13 protein-coding genes are annotated in these 14,773 nt (G+C 62.8%); 5 read left to right on the forward strand and 8 right to left on the reverse strand.

Going from position 1 to position 14,773, the window contains the following annotated elements; all coding sequences use genetic code 11:
• Positions 1 to 8 precede the first annotated feature (8 nt).
• Positions 9 to 1,361 (reverse strand): acetyl-CoA carboxylase biotin carboxylase subunit, encoded by a 1,353-nt coding sequence (gene accC / locus ACP15R_RS18860; RefSeq protein WP_424987775.1) that lies wholly within the window; start codon positions 1,359 to 1,361, stop codon positions 9 to 11.
• A 9-nt stretch (positions 1,362 to 1,370) separates the two neighbouring features.
• Positions 1,371 to 1,868, reverse strand: coding sequence for an acetyl-CoA carboxylase biotin carboxyl carrier protein (accB, locus tag ACP15R_RS18865; protein ID WP_424987776.1), 498 nt, complete (start codon positions 1,866 to 1,868; stop codon positions 1,371 to 1,373).
• A 252-nt stretch (positions 1,869 to 2,120) separates the two neighbouring features.
• Here accB and ACP15R_RS18870 point away from each other — a divergent pair, with 252 nt between their 5' ends.
• Positions 2,121 to 3,629 carry an AMP-binding protein gene (locus ACP15R_RS18870; RefSeq protein WP_424987777.1) on the forward strand — a complete coding sequence of 503 codons (1,509 nt, stop codon included), beginning with the start codon at positions 2,121 to 2,123 and terminating at the stop codon, positions 3,627 to 3,629.
• 376 nt (positions 3,630 to 4,005) lie between these two features.
• Here ACP15R_RS18870 and ACP15R_RS18875 read toward each other — a convergent pair whose 3' ends face one another.
• The 6 genes from ACP15R_RS18875 to ACP15R_RS18900 form a co-directional block, all read right to left on the reverse strand.
• The gene (locus tag ACP15R_RS18875; RefSeq protein WP_424987779.1) at positions 4,006 to 4,281 is read right to left on the reverse strand and encodes a hypothetical protein; all 276 of its coding nucleotides are present in this window, start codon (positions 4,279 to 4,281) and stop codon (positions 4,006 to 4,008) included.
• Positions 4,282 to 4,449: 168 nt separating this feature from the next.
• Entirely contained in the window at positions 4,450 to 5,205 is a 756-nt protein-coding gene (locus ACP15R_RS18880) for an ABC transporter ATP-binding protein (protein ID WP_424987780.1), read from the reverse strand.
• 12 nt (positions 5,206 to 5,217) lie between these two features.
• Positions 5,218 to 5,973: an ABC transporter ATP-binding protein gene (locus tag ACP15R_RS18885; RefSeq protein WP_424987781.1), complete on the reverse strand. Its 756-nt coding sequence runs from the start codon at positions 5,971 to 5,973 to the stop codon at positions 5,218 to 5,220.
• A gap of 11 nt (positions 5,974 to 5,984) precedes the next feature.
• The gene (locus ACP15R_RS18890; RefSeq protein ID WP_424987782.1) at positions 5,985 to 7,178 is read right to left on the reverse strand and encodes a branched-chain amino acid ABC transporter permease; all 1,194 of its coding nucleotides are present in this window, start codon (positions 7,176 to 7,178) and stop codon (positions 5,985 to 5,987) included.
• 3 nt (positions 7,179 to 7,181) lie between these two features.
• Positions 7,182 to 8,213, reverse strand: coding sequence for a branched-chain amino acid ABC transporter permease (locus ACP15R_RS18895; protein ID WP_424987783.1), 1,032 nt, complete (start codon positions 8,211 to 8,213; stop codon positions 7,182 to 7,184).
• Positions 8,214 to 8,328: 115 nt separating this feature from the next.
• A complete protein-coding gene (locus tag ACP15R_RS18900) occupies positions 8,329 to 9,675 on the reverse strand; it encodes a substrate-binding protein (protein WP_424987784.1) in 1,347 nt (448 codons plus the stop codon).
• A 223-nt stretch (positions 9,676 to 9,898) separates the two neighbouring features.
• On the opposite strand from ACP15R_RS18900, the gene ACP15R_RS18905 reads away from it, so the two are divergent.
• The 4 genes from ACP15R_RS18905 to ACP15R_RS18920 all read left to right on the forward strand — a co-directional run bounded on the left by ACP15R_RS18905 (position 9,899) and on the right by ACP15R_RS18920 (position 14,659).
• On the forward strand, positions 9,899 to 11,206 hold the full coding sequence (locus tag ACP15R_RS18905) for a short-chain fatty acyl-CoA regulator family protein (protein WP_424987785.1): 1,308 nt from the start codon (positions 9,899 to 9,901) through the stop codon (positions 11,204 to 11,206).
• Between the two features lie 84 nt (positions 11,207 to 11,290).
• A complete protein-coding gene (locus ACP15R_RS18910; protein WP_424987787.1) occupies positions 11,291 to 11,671 on the forward strand; it encodes a response regulator transcription factor in 381 nt (126 codons plus the stop codon).
• The gene (locus ACP15R_RS18915) at positions 11,668 to 11,976 is read left to right on the forward strand and encodes a hypothetical protein (RefSeq protein ID WP_424987788.1); all 309 of its coding nucleotides are present in this window, start codon (positions 11,668 to 11,670) and stop codon (positions 11,974 to 11,976) included. The genes ACP15R_RS18910 and ACP15R_RS18915 overlap by 4 nt, the downstream gene beginning before the upstream one ends.
• A gap of 4 nt (positions 11,977 to 11,980) precedes the next feature.
• A complete protein-coding gene (locus ACP15R_RS18920) occupies positions 11,981 to 14,659 on the forward strand; it encodes an ATP-binding protein (protein ID WP_424987789.1) in 2,679 nt (892 codons plus the stop codon).
• The last annotated feature ends 114 nt before the right edge of the window (positions 14,660 to 14,773 follow it).

Here is a 14,773-nt window from a genome sequence, read left to right on the forward strand (position 1 = left end):
CGCCTGCCTTATCCCTCGGTCAGATTTGTTTCCAACCAGTGTTCCAGCCAGTGAATGTTATAGGCACCGCTGTGGATATCCGGTTCGGCCAGCAAGGCACGGAACAGCGGAATCGTGGTGTCCACACCGTCGACGATCAACTCTCCCAATGCCCGGTTCAGCCGGGCCAGGGCCTCGGGGCGGTCGCGACCATGCACGATCAGCTTGCCGATCAGGCTGTCATAGTAGGGCGGAATTGAATAGCCGTCATAGAGCGCCGAATCCATCCGTACCCCCAGGCCGCCGGGGGCGTGATACTGGGTGATCTTGCCGGGGCAGGGCGAGAAGCTGGGCAGTTTCTCGGCGTTGATGCGCACTTCGATCGCATGGCCGTTGATGACGAGATCGTCCTGCGAGAACGACATGGGAAGCCCTGCGGCCACCCTGATCTGCTCGCGCACCAGGTCGACGCCGAAAATGCCTTCGGTGACCGGATGTTCCACCTGAAGCCGGGTGTTCATCTCGATGAAATAGAATTCGCCATTCTCATAGAGAAACTCGATGGTCCCCGCGCCGATATAGTTGATCTTGGCAACCGCATCGGCACAGACCTTGCCGATCCGCGCGCGCTCTTGGGCGGTGATCGCGGGGCCGGGTGCCTCTTCAAAAACCTTCTGGTGGCGCCGTTGCAGGGAACAGTCCCGCTCCCCCAGATGCACCGCCTTGCCCTTGCCGTCGCCAAAGACCTGGATCTCGATATGGCGCGGCGTGGTCAGGTATTTCTCGATATAGACTTCGTCATTGCCGAAATTGCTCTTGCCTTCGGCGCGCGCGGTCTGAAAGGCCCGTTCCATTTCGGCGGCGCTGTTGGCCACTTTCATGCCTTTGCCGCCACCGCCGGCGGTGGCCTTGATGATCACGGGATAGCCGATTTCATCACCGATTCGCCTGGCGGCGGCAAGGTCGGGAACACCGCCGTCGCTGCCCGGCACGCAAGGCACACCAAGCGCCTTCATGGTATCCTTGGCGGTGATCTTGTCGCCCATGATGCGGATATGCTCGGCGGTGGGGCCGATAAAGGTGAGGCCATGATCTTCGACGATCTGCACGAAATTCGCGTTTTCCGAGAGAAAACCATAGCCGGGATGGATCGCCTGGGCCCCGGTGATCTCGCAGGCCGAGATGATCGCGGGCAAGGACAGATAGCTCTGGCCGCTTTGCGGACGGCCGATGCAGATCGATTCATCAGCCATGCGCACATGCATGGCATCGCTGTCCGCGGTGGAGTGAACCGCGACCGAGGCAATGCCCATCTCGCGCGCCGCACGCACCACGCGCAGAGCGATTTCCCCGCGGTTGGCAATTAGGATCTTGTCAAACATGGGACCGCCTTATTCGATGATGACCAGCGGGCTGCCGTATTCCACTGCCGCCCCGTCTTCGACGAGGATACGCTTGACGGTGCCCGATTTGGGGGCGGGGATGTGGTTCATGGTCTTCATGGCCTCGACAATCAGCAAGGTATCGCCCTCGGAAATGCTGGCCCCCACGGTGACAAAGGGGGCGGAGTCGGGTTCGGGCTGCATGTAGACGGTGCCGACCATCGGTGAAAGGACCGCGCCGGGATGGCTGGCCGGGTCCTCGACCGCTTCGCCCGCGGGGGCGGCAGCGGCGGCCGGTGCGGCAAGCGGGGCGGGGGCCGCAGCAACCGGCAGCGGGGCGGCGGCGATGGCCGGGGCCGCCGGGGTCACGCGGCTGACGCGGACATTCAGGCTGTCATCTTCGCCATAATCGCGTTTGACCTGCACTTCCGTCAGGTCGTTGTCGCGCAGCAACTCGGCAAGCGCCCTGATGAATGCCACGTCCGACTCGTGTTTGGTGTCTGTCATGATGTCCTCGACCGGTTCTGCTGTGCCCGTCTGTCCCGCGGGTTTTCGTCAGGGCGCTTATAGGACAAGGTCTTGCCTGTGAAAAGCGCCGTTCGCTTTGCACAACATGGCGGCTTGTTGCCAGGATTTCCAGTGCCTGTGTTTCCATGGCCGGTCGTGGTTGCGTCTTGCGGAACTGGTCGGGGCAAACGAATGGTGGCCAGGCGGCGTGGAATCTGGCTACATCCGCTTGGTTGGAGCATGGGGGCAAGCATGAATCTGGGAAACTGGTTGTTTCGGCAGGCACAGGCGCATCCCGAGCGCCCGGCGCTGTTTCTGGGCAAGACACAGGTCGCGGATTACAGCGGCTTTCACGACCGTGCCGCGCGGATCGCGGCCTGGTTGGCGAACGAGGGGATTTCCCCCGGCGATCACGTGGCGATCTTCATGAAGAACTGCCCGGATTACCTCGTCGTTCTGTATGGCGTCTGGTATGCCGGCGCCGTGGCGGTGCCGATCAATGCCAAGTTGCACGGGCGGGAAGCGGCGTTCATCCTGAACGATTCCCGTGCTGCGCTGGCGTTTGCGACACCGGACCTGGCCGATGCCCTGCGCGAGACCCGGGTGGGCTGTCGTATTGTCACTGTTGGCGATGCCGGATACGAGCAGGCGCTCGGCACCTCACCGATCGCCGCGCCGCTTGGGCGTGCCGCCGATGACCTGGCCTGGCTGTTCTATACTTCGGGCACCACCGGGCGGCCCAAGGGGGTGATGATCACCAACCGCATGTTGATCGCGGTGTCGCTGGCCTACCCGGTCGATGTCGATCGGGTAAGCCGCGAGGATACGGCCATTTACGCCGCTCCGATGAGCCATGGTGCCGGCCTGTACAACTTGATCCACGTGCTGAAGGGCGCGCGCCATGTCTGCCCCGTATCCGGCGGTTTCGACACGCCCGAGATTCTCGACCTTGCCCGGCATTTCGGGCGGGTCCACATGTTTGCCGCCCCCACAATGGTCAAACGCATGACCGAAACCGCGCGGGCGGCGGGTGAAACGGGCGAGGGGCTGCGCAGCATCGTCTATGCGGGTGGCCCCATGTACAACGCCGACATCATCGAAGCGGTCGATCACTTCGGTCCGGTATTTGTCCAGATATATGGACAGGGGGAATGTCCGATGGGGATCACGGCCCTGTCGCGCCACGACGTGACGGACCGCACCCATCCCCGCTGGCGCGAGAGGCTGGCGAGCGTGGGGCGGGCGCAATCCCCGGTCGAGGTCAGGATCGGGGATGCCCATGGCGCACCGCTGCCCGCCGGAGAGCATGGCGAAATCATGGTGTCGGGCGACGTGGTGATGCCCGGCTACTGGCAAAACCCCGAAGCGAGCGCCAAGACGCTGGTTGATGGCTGGCTGATGACCGGGGACATGGGGTTCATGGACGCGGATGGCTATGTGACCATGCAGGACCGGTCGCGGGACATGATCATCACCGGCGGCTCGAACGTCTATCCGCGCGAGGTCGAGGAAGTGCTCCTGACCCATCCCGGTGTGCGCGAGGTATCGGTGGTTGGCCAGCCGCACCCGGAATGGGGCGAAAGCGTCGTGGCCTTTGTGGTTGGGACCGCGCCGTTCGAAGAACTCGATCAATTGTGTATCGACAACATTGCCCGCTTCAAACGGCCCAAAACCTATGTATCGCTCGATGAACTGCCCAAGAACAATTATGGCAAGGTGCTCAAGACCGAGCTGCGCAAGAGAGTGCAGGGGCCAGGCTGACGGATAGGCCTGGCGAAATTGACGCGGCCCCGCGGGGCTACTTGGTTGATCCGCCGGCAATTGGCGCGCGCCGCGTGTGCCAGCCGTCCGCAAGAGCAGAGCCGTGCAAATCCGTCTCGGAATGGCACCAATTCTCCCGTCGCCACCTGAAAACAGGGGTTTCAAGGCGCTGGATGGAATCCAATGTTGCGGGTGAAATGTATCGGGCGATCCGGCCCGCGCCGGGATCAGCCCGAAGGGCGGTATGGTCGCACAGCCGTTGATGGTGCGGGGCGCGCGTGATCATGTGCCGCCGCGCGTTTTTTGCTCTGACACACACCTAACGCGCCTGAAATCATGGATTTCGACGCGTCAAGTGATGCCGAATGCGCCACGCTCACTCCGAAGGTGTCTCGTCGCCTTGCGCCTCATCCAATTCCTGCGCCTGCTGTTCGAGAATTTCCATGATCTTGCGCTGCATCGCCGATGGCGGCGCGGTTTCCTGCTGCGCGTCGCTGCCGGCCTGGCGTTGGCCGGTTTCACCCGATGCCGCGTCTTCTGATGCGGGGGTTACTTTCTGCGTGCTTTCAGGTCCGACCGGTTCCGCGGGAAGCGAAGCCGGATGGCCGGTTGTCTGTGGCGCCATTGCCGGTAGTGCAATGGAGATATTCATTTGACCGCTCCTATAAACTGGTGAAGCCCTCACCCGAGTTCACATTAAGGGCACAGAGATTTCCAAAAGGTTAATCCGTGGAGTTAACTATACTGAAAATTAACGAAAAATTCACAACTCTGGCCCGCCACTCAGGGCGGGCGGTTGCGTTGCCATCTGGTTGCAATGCTAGATGGCCAGGTATTCGGCGCGCAGCTCTTCGTTTTCCAGAACCTCCGCCGCAGCCCCGTCAAAGACGATGCCGCCAGTGTCCAGAATGACCGCGCGGTCGGCGAGTTCGAGGGCACGCACCGCGTTCTGTTCAACGATCACGGTTGTCATGCCCTGTTCCTTGATGTGGATCAGCGTCTTTTCGATCTCGTCCACGATCACCGGGGCCAGGCCTTCGTAAGGCTCGTCCAGCAGCAAAACCTTGATATCTCGCGCCAGCGCGCGGGCAATGGCCAGCATCTGTTGCTCGCCACCCGAGAGCGTCACACCCTCTTGCGTCCGCCGCTCGCCCAGGCGGGGGAACAGGTCATAGATACGGTCCAGCGACCAGCCGATGGGCGGTGCGATCTGGGCGAGTTTCAGGTTCTCTTCGACGGTCAGCCCGGCAATGATACGGCGGTCTTCCGGCACGAGGCCCAGCCCGACCGAGGCGGCTTCGTAGCTGGTCATCTGGTGCAGCGGCTTGTGATCCAGCCAGATCTCGCCGTGGCGCACCTGCGGGTCTCCAAGCCGGGCAATCGAGCGCAGGGTCGAGGTCTTGCCCGCACCGTTGCGCCCCAGCAGCGCCAGGATCTCGCCCTCGTGGACGTTAAAGCTGATGCCCTGCACGATATAGCTTTCGCCGTAATAGGCATGCAGGTCCCAGACCGACAGAAAGGCCGGTGCCGTCTGGGCCATGTTGGCGTTCTTGGAAAAGTCCGGTTTGACATTCATCTGTCTGTCTCCTTACGCCGACTCGCCAAGATAGGCTTCGCGGACCTTGGGGTTGCCCCGGATGTTCTCGGGCGAGTCCTCGACAAGCGGGGTGCCTTGCGCCAGAACCGTGATCCGGTCGGCGAGCGAGAACACCACATGCATGTCGTGTTCAATGATGGCGATGGTGATGTCGCGCTCGTCCTTGATCTGCTTGAGCAGGTCGATGGTGTTGTTGGTGTCCGCCCGCGCCATCCCCGCCGTGGGTTCGTCCAGCAGCAGCAGGCGCGGTTCCTGCGACAGGCACATGCCGATTTCCAGGCGCCGCTTGTCACCGCGCGACATGGCGGCGGCGTTCATGTCACGCTTGTCGATCATGTTCATGTCCACCAGCATCGCCTCGGCCCGCTCGACCACATCCCGTTGCGACGGGATCGAGGCGATGGCGTTCAGTTCAAACGATCCGTCCCGCTTGGCAAAGCAGGGGATCATCATGTTTTCCATCACCGTCAGGTCTCCGAAAATCTCGGGGGTCTGGAACACCCGCGAAATGCCCATCTGGTTGATTTCGTATGGGGCCCGCCCCAGTACCGACTGGCCATCGAACAGCACGCTGCCGGTATCCGGTATCAGCTTGCCCACCAGGCAGTTGAGCAGGGTCGATTTGCCCGCGCCGTTTGGACCGATGATCGCGTGTACGGTGTTTTCCGCCACCGACAGGTTCACATCGCCAAGCGCCTGCAACCCGCCGAAACGCTTGTTCACGCCTTTGACTTCAAGGATGCTCATCATCTGTCTCCTTATTCCGCCGGTTCGGTGGACTTGGCGCGCTCATCCTTGGTGCCCGACCGCTTGCCGCGCCACCAGTTGGCGATCCGTTGACCGCCTTCGACCAGCCCGCCGGGCAGGAAGATCACCACCAGCATGAACAGGATGCCCAGTGTCAGGTGCCAGCCCTTGCCGATGAAGGGGTGCACGACAAAGACCAGCGCGTTTTCCAGGCCGTCGGGCAGGATGCTGAACCATTGATGCAGGACGGTGTCGTTGATCTTGGAGAAGATGTTCTCGAAATACTTGATGAAGCCCGCGCCAAGGATCGGCCCGATCAGGGTGCCGGCACCGCCCAGGATGGTCATCAGGACAACTTCGCCGCTTGCGGTCCATTGCATCCGCTCGGCCCCGGCCAGCGGGTCCATCGAGGCCATGAGCCCGCCGGCAAGCCCGGCATACATGCCCGAGATCACAAAGGCGGCGAGCGTGTAGGGGCGGGTGTTGAGCCCGGTATAGTTCATCCGCTGCTGGTTGGACTTGACCGCCTTGAGCATCAGGCCAAAGGGTGAGCGGAAGATGCGGATGGCGAGATAGACCATGACCAGCATGATGATCGCGCAGAGGTAATAGCCCGCGTTGAAGTCAAATGACCAGGGCCCGAGATCGAGCGTATAGGTCGAACGCATCTCCAGCCCGAAAAGGTTGGTAAGCTGCGAACTGTTCGGACCCATCAGATATTGCGGATCGTCGGTATAGACCTGCAAGCCGGTCTCGCCATTGGTGATCGGGGTCAGTACCGAATAGGCCAGCGCAAAGGACATCTGGGCAAAGGCCAGCGTCAGGATGGAAAAATAGATGCCCGAGCGACGCAGCGACACATAGCCGATCACCACCGCAAACAGGCCCGAGACGATGACGGCGAGCAGGATCGCCGGGATGACATTCATGCTGAGCAGCTTGAACATCCAGACCGCCGAGTATGACCCGACCCCCAGGAACGCGGCGTGGCCAAATGACAGGTATCCGGTCAGACCAAAGAGGATGTTGAACCCGACGGCAAAGATGCCAAAGATCACGAAACGCTGCATCAGGTCGGGATAGCCGGCGTTGAACTGTGCCATCGCCGAGCCTTCGGGAAAGGGGTTGAGGATGATCGGGGCAAACATGGTCAGGATGGCGACCACGATCAACAGGCTGGTGTCTCGTTTGTTGAGTCCGAGCATGGCTTATTCCTCCATCACGCCCTTGCGGCCCATGAGGCCCCGAGGACGCGTAAGCAGAATGATGATGGCGACCACGTAGATGATGATCTGGTCGATGCCGGGCAGGATGGATTTGATCTCGTTCATCGAGGCAAAGCTCTCGAGGATGCCGAGCAGGAACCCGGCCAGCACCGCGCCGGGCAGGCTGCCCATGCCGCCGACCACGACGACCACGAAAGACAGCACCAGGAAATCCATGCCCATGTGATAGTTGGGCGAATTGATTGGCGCGTACATCACCCCGGCCAGCCCGGCCACGGCGGCGGCGATGCCGAACATGATGGTAAAACGACGGTCGATGTTGATGCCCAGCAGCCCCACGGTTTCGCGGTCGGCCATGCCGGCGCGCACGACCATGCCGAATGTGGTGAATTGCAGAAACGCAAAGACCGCGCTGATGATGATTGCGGCAAACAGGAAATAGACCAGCCGCCAATAGGGATAGATGATTGCGTTGGGATCAAACCCGAGCAGCACGCCGAAATCGAGCGAGCCGCGGAACATGTCCGGGGCAGGGGTGGGGATCGGGTTGGCACCGTAGAAATACTTGATCACCTCTTGTAGCACGATGGCGAGGCCAAAGGTCACGAGGATCTGGTCCGCATGGGGACGCTTGTAGAAATGCTTGATCAGGCCACGTTCCATGATGAAGCCGATGGCGATCATCACCGGGATCGAGAACAGGATCGCCAGCGGCACCGACCAGTCGATGATCGCGGCTCCGAGCTCGGGGCCGAACCAGCTCTCGACATAGGTGTTCTGCACCTTGAGCGGGTTGCCGAGAAAGTCCTTCTGGGTCTCGTCGATGGTGATATAGCTGATGGTCAACAGCTTGTTCAGGGTCACGGCGCAGAACGCCCCGATCATGAACAGCGCTCCGTGGGCGAAATTGACCACGCCCAGCGTGCCGAAGATCAGCGTCAGGCCCAGGGCGATCAGCGCATAGGCCGACCCCTTGTCCAGCCCGTTCAGTATTTGCAGGAGGATAGCGTCCATTGGGTCCCACCTTTGGGTTGGCCGGGCGGCACGCGAAACGACACCGGGGCCGCGCGCGCCGCTGGATCAGGCGGGTCCGGCCGCAACGGGTGCGGCCAGACCGGTGAGCGGTTTGTCAGGCGCCGGGGTTGCACGCGCCCAGCTGGCCGCCGGCGAACATCGGGTGATCGGCCGGATAGGTGACCTGGGCGGCGGGCGTGACCTCGACGATTTCGAGCAGGTCGAACTCGCTGGTCGGGTTATCCTTGCCGCGCACAACCAGAACGTCCTTGAAGCACTGGTGATCCTCGGCGCGATACAGCGTCGGGCCGTTGCCCAGACCGTCGAACTCGAACCCTTCCAGCGCCTCGGCAACGGCGCAGGGGTTGAAGCTGCCGGCGCGGGTGACCGCATCCGCATAGAGCAGGGTTTGTACATAGCAGGTATGCGCGGCCTGGCTCGGCGGGAAGCCGTATTTGGTGCCAAAGGATTTCACGAATGCCTTGGAGCCTTCGTCCTGCAGCGACCAGTGCCAGTTGGTGGACCCAAAGATGCCCTTGACGTTCTCGCCCGCGCCGCGCGCCATCAGGCGCGAATAGAGCGGCACGACGATTTCGAAATTCTTGCCGTTGGCCTGTTTTTCGCGCAGCCCGAACTGCACCGCGTTAGTCAGCGAGTTGACCATGTTGCCGCCATAGTGGTTCAGGATCAGAACATCGGCGCCCGAATTCAGGACCGGCGCGATATAGGACGAGAAATCGGTCGCGGCGAGCGGGGTCTTGACGGTGTTGACGGTCTCCCAGCCAAGCGCCTCGGTGGCGGCCTTGATCGACTCTTCCTGGGTCCAGCCCCAGGTGTAATCCGCCGTCAGGTGATAGGCCTTGCGATCCGCGCCATAGGCTTTTTCCAGCACCGGGGCGAGCGCCGCGCCCGACATGTAGGCGTTGAAGAAGTGACGGAAGCCGTTTGCCTTCTTGTCCTTGCCGGTGGTGTCGTTCGAATGGGTCAGCCCCGCCATGAAAATCACGCCGGCCTCCTGGCACAGCCCCTGGACCGCGATCGCCACACCCGAGGACGAACCGCCGGTGATCATGATCGCGCCATCCTTTTCGATCATCGACTTGGCGCTGGCGCGGGCGGCGTCGGACTTGGTCTGGGTGTCGCCGGTCACGAACTCGACCTTTTTGCCCAGGATGCCGGTTCCGTCCAGGGCCTTGGAGCTGAACGTGCCCAGCATGCCACCGTCGCCGCCGCCGTTCAGATGCTCGACCGCCAGCTCATAGGCGCGCAATTCGTCCGCGCCCTCGTCCGCATAGGGGCCGGTCTGGGGCACGTTAAAGCCGAGCGTGACGGTGCTGCCGGTGGGGTCGTTTGTCACCGCTCCGACGGATGACGCGGTAAAGATCGTCGGCAGCGCAACCCCGGCCCCGGTGGCCGCACCGGTTTTGAGCACGCCGCGGCGTGTGAAGTTCGATTTGGTCATGTAATCCTCCCGTTTGTACCGTGCGGCACCATGTCTGGATGACGCACGGGCACTATTGTGCAAATCAAGTATTGGGCGGGCATGGAAAATCGCGCAATAAGCTACTTGAAAAACAGGATAATATTGTAAATAAATATACAACCACCTTGGGGTGATTGTAAATTTCCTTATGTTGCAATGCAGAAAGCCTTTGAAAATTCGTTGAAAAGGAGCGCCGCGCGACATGGCCCGTGATACCCTGACCGGCAGCCGGATCCGCGAACGCAGATCGATCGCCGGGATGCGACAGGCCGAGCTTGCCCGGCAAGTGGGAATATCGGCCTCTTATCTCAACCTGATCGAGCACAACCGCCGCAGAATCGGCGGCAAGCTGTTGCTGGATATTGCCCAGGTCCTGGGGGTCGAACCCTCGATGTTGACGCAAGGGGCCGAGGCGGCGCTGATCGCGACCCTGCGCGAAGCCGCCGCCGATGCCGGCGCGGTGGCCGCCGAGGTCGACAGGGCCGACGAATTCGCCGGCCGCTTTCCGGGCTGGGCCGAGGTTCTGGCCGCCGGACACCGGCGCATCGCGTCGCTGGAGCGGGCGGTGGAAACCCTGTCCGATCGCCTGACGCATGATCCCCAGCTTGCCGCGTCGCTGCACGAGGTTCTGTCCACCGCGGCGGCGATCCGGTCGACAGCTTCGATCCTGGCCGAAACCGGCGAGCTCGAGCAGGAATGGCGCGAGCGGTTTCACAAGAACCTGAACGAAGACAGCCTGCGCCTGGCCGAGAGCAGCAAGGCGCTGGTGACTTACCTGGATGAAAGCGAAGATGCGGATGAGCGGCGCGGTTCGCCACAGGAAGAGGTCGAAGCCTTTGTGGCGCGCAGCGGGTTTCACTTTGTCGAACTGGAAGAGGGCCTGTCCGAGCCGGAGGCGCTGGCGCGCGCCGCGCCGGAGCTGACCTCGCGGGCGGCACGGTTGATCGCAGCCGATGTCCTCGCCCGGTATGCCGAAGATGCCCGCGCGATGCCGCTTGGCGATTTCCGGCAGGCCATCGGGCGGATCGGTCCGGACCCGATCATGTTGGCCGAGGCCTTTGACGCGGACCTGTCGGCGGTGTTCCGGCGGCTGGCGGCGATGCCCGACGGGGTTCTGTCCGGCGAAGTCGGGCTGGTGGTCTGCGATGCCTCGGGCAGCATCCTGTACCGCAAGCAGATCGAAGGGTTTGCCTTGCCGCGTTTCGGGGCCTCGTGCCCGCTATGGCCGGTCTTTGCGGCACTCAGCCGCCCGATGATGCCGATCCGGCGCCGGGTGTCGCAGCTGGGGCGTTCGGCGATGTTGTTTGACTGCATGGCCATCGCCCAGCCGGTGGGCACCGCGCTGTTTGACCAGGACCCGCTTTACCAATCGACGATGCTGATCCTGCCGGTTGCGGGGGGCGGGACGGACAAGGTATCGGTGCAGCCTGTCGGCAGCAGCTGCCGGGTTTGTCCGAGAACCGACTGTCATGCCCGCCGCGAGCCTTCGATCCTGAGCGAAGGCTTTTGACAGGGTCACGAAAGCAAGGTTAGGTTGGGGGCAAAAGCAACAATGTTGCGCGATAGGCGCGCGCCAAGGGGAGGAACGGCGCAAATGGGGCGACATGTCCTGCTGATCGAGGATGAACCGAACATCATCGAAGCCATCAGATTCCTGCTTACCCGCGACGGGTGGGAGGTTGGCACGCATTCCGATGGGGCGGATGCGGTCGAGGTCATCCAGGCGGCGGCCCCGGATCTCGTCATTCTCGACCTGATGTTGCCCGGCAAGAGCGGCATGGACATCCTGCGCGACCTGCGCGAGATCCCGGCGCTGGCCGGTCTGCCGGTGCTGATGCTGACGGCGCGGGGGCAATCGCGCGACCGCGACATGGCGGAAAAAGCCGGGGTCAGCCGGTTCATGACCAAGCCGTTTTCCAATGCCGAGGTGCTGACCGCTGTGCGCGACCTGCTGGCCCAGGCGTCGCGGCAATGACACGGGGCGCGCCCGACCGAGACCCCGCGGAGCCGATGCAGCCCACGGTATTCCTTGAGCGTCAGAGCTATCGCCGCCGCCGGCTGATGGATGCGGCGCGCATTCTGCCGCTGTTCGGGACGGTGCTGTTCGCGTTGCCGCTGTTGTGGCCCTCGGTGCCTTCCGATGCGGCGGGCGAGGGCGGTGTGCCGATGTCGGCGGCGATCATCTACGTGTTCTCGGTCTGGATCGCCCTGATCCTGCTGGTCCTGGTCTTTGGCAGGATGACACGGGCCTGGTCGCGTCCGGGGGACGCGCGGAGGTGAGCCGTTGGCGTCGCTGAACCTGCTGGTCCTGGTCTGCATTGGCTATGTGGCCGTGCTGTTCCTTGTTGCCTTTGTCGCGGATCGCCTGGCGGCGCAGGGACGCAGCCGCTGGCTGCACACGCCGCTGATCTATACGCTGTCGCTTTCGATCTATTGCACCGCCTGGACCTTCTACGGCGCGGTGGGCTATGCGACGCGGTTCGGGCTGGAATTCGTGACGATCTATCTCGGCCCCACGCTTGTCATGATCGGCTGGTGGTGGGGGCTGCGTAAACTGGTTCGCATCGGGCGCAGCCAGCGGGTGACCTCGATCGCCGACCTGATCTCGTCGCGCTATGGCAAGTCGAACTCGCTGGCGATCTGCATGACGCTGCTGGCGGTGATCGGCGTGACACCGTATATCGCATTGCAACTGCAATCGATTACACTGTCCTTCTCGATCTTCGCCGAAGCCGATCCCGAAAGCGTTTATAACGACGGATCCAGCGTGTTCTACGTGGCGGCGGGGCTGGCGGTTTTCGCGATCCTGTTCGGAACCCGCAACCTGGATGTCAACGAACGTCATCACGGCGTGGTCATGGCGGTTGCGCTCGAGGCGGTGGTCAAGCTGTTGGCGTTGCTGGCGGTGGGCGGGTTCGTGGTCTGGGAGCTGGCGGGCGGGATCGGGCCGATGATGGACAGGATCGACGCCTCTGAGATCGGCCGCTGGAACGCCGAGGCCGGACGCTGGGCCACGTTCACCTTTCTCTCCGCCGCCGCCTTTGTCTGTCTGCCGCGCATGTTCCAGGTGCTGGTGGTCGAGAACAGCGACGAGCGTCACCTGCGCACGGCGGCCTGGGCCTTTCCGCTCTACCTGCTCCTGATGAGCCTGTTCGTCATTCCCATCGCGGTGATGGGGCTTGAACTGATGCCCGAGGGTGCAAACCCGGATTTGTTCGTATTGACCGTGCCGCTGAGCCAGGGGCGCGACGGGCTGGCGATGCTGTCCTTCCTCGGCGGGTTTTCCTCGGCCACCTCGATGGTCATCGTTGCGACGATGGCCCTGTCGACGATGGTGTCCAACCATGTTGTCATGCCGATCTGGCTGTCCTGGCATGGCGAGGGGGCGTCGGTCTCAGGAGATGTGCGCAACGTGGTCCTGCTGGCGCGGCGGGTGTCGATCGCGGTGATCCTGGCGCTTGGCTATTTCTATTTCCGGCTCTCCGGCGGCGGCGATGCGCTGGTCTCGATCGGGTTGATTGCCTTTGCCGGGATCGTACAGATCCTGCCCGCTCTGGTGGGGGGGCTGTTCTGGCGCGGCGCGACGCGAACCGGGGCGCTTGTGGGGGTGCTGCTCGGCTTTGCGGCATGGGTCTATACGCTCCTGTTGCCGGAACTTGGCGGCAATGTGCTGCCGGCCGGGTTGCTGCGCGATGGTCCGCTGGGGGTCGGCTGGCTGCGGCCGATGGCCCTGTTCGGGGTCGAGGGGCTGGACCCGGTGGTGCATTCGGTTATGTGGAGCCTGCTGCTGAACGCGGCGGGATTTTGCATCGTGTCGCTCCTGACCTTTCCGAGCCCGCTTGAGCGTCTGCAGGCGGCACAGTTCGTCAACGTGTTCGACCATTCCGTCGCGCCGCGGGGGTGGACCGGATCGGTGGGGCAGAGCGAGGATCTGATGATCATGTCTCAGCGCATCCTCGGGGCGCAACAGGCGCAGGCGCTGTTTCACCGCGAAGCCGAGGCGCAGGGGCAACGGGGCTTTCTGCCCGAACCAAGCCCGGCATTCCTTGACCGTCTGGAACGTGAATTGTCGGGATCTGTCGGCGCGGCGACGGCCCATGCGATGATTGGGCAGATCGTCGGCGGTTCGTCCGTGTCGGTCGAAGACCTGCTCGCCGTGGCCGACGAGAGCGCGCAATTGCTGGAATATTCCAGCAAGCTCGAAGCCAAGTCCGCCGAACTCAGCCGCACCGCCCGCCAGTTGCGCGACGCCAACGCCAAGCTGACACAGCTTTCGTTGCAAAAGGACGCGTTTCTCAGCCAGGTCAGCCACGAATTGCGTACGCCGATGACCTCGATCAGCGCCTTTTCCGAGATCCTGCGGGACACCGATGGCCTGGATGCGGCGGAAAAGACGCGCTATGCCACGATCATCCATGACGAGGCGCTGCGCCTGACCCGCTTGCTGAACGACCTGCTGGATCTCAGCGTGTTGGAAAGCGGACAAGTGAGCCTGAACCGGCGCGCCGGGGTGTTGTCCGAGGTTCTGGACCGCGCCGAAGCCGCCGCCCTGGCCGGATCGGATCGCCCGTTGCAACTGCGCCGCCAGCGCGAGGAAGAGGGCTTTGCGCTCCATACCGACCTGGACCGGCTGGCGCAGGTGTTCATCAACCTGATCGCCAATGCCCAGAAATACTGCAACGCCGACCATCCCGAATTGCGGATCAAGGTGCGCGCGGTTTCCGACCGGTTGCTGATCGATTTTGTCGACAATGGCAGCGGCATCCCGCCGGAATCCCGCGCGGTGATTTTTGAAAAGTTCACCCGTGTCAGCGGTGAAAAGGCCGCGGGTGCCGGGCTTGGCCTTGCGATCAGCCGCGAGATCATGCAGCGCCTTGAGGGGACTGTCAGCTATCTGCCGGGCAAATCCGGTGGCGCGTTCCGGGTGATCCTGCCGCTGGGTGTGCGGGTCGCCGCGCAATAACGCCGCGCGTAAAGCTCTTCGTAACCAACCCTGCGCTAGACCGGTGGCACGCAACGTAGGACGGGCAGGCCGCAAGTCATGGTTACCTCCGGGTCAAATTCAGCGCTGAAACGC

It is taken from the genome of Microbulbifer sp. S227A (assembly GCF_049800935.1).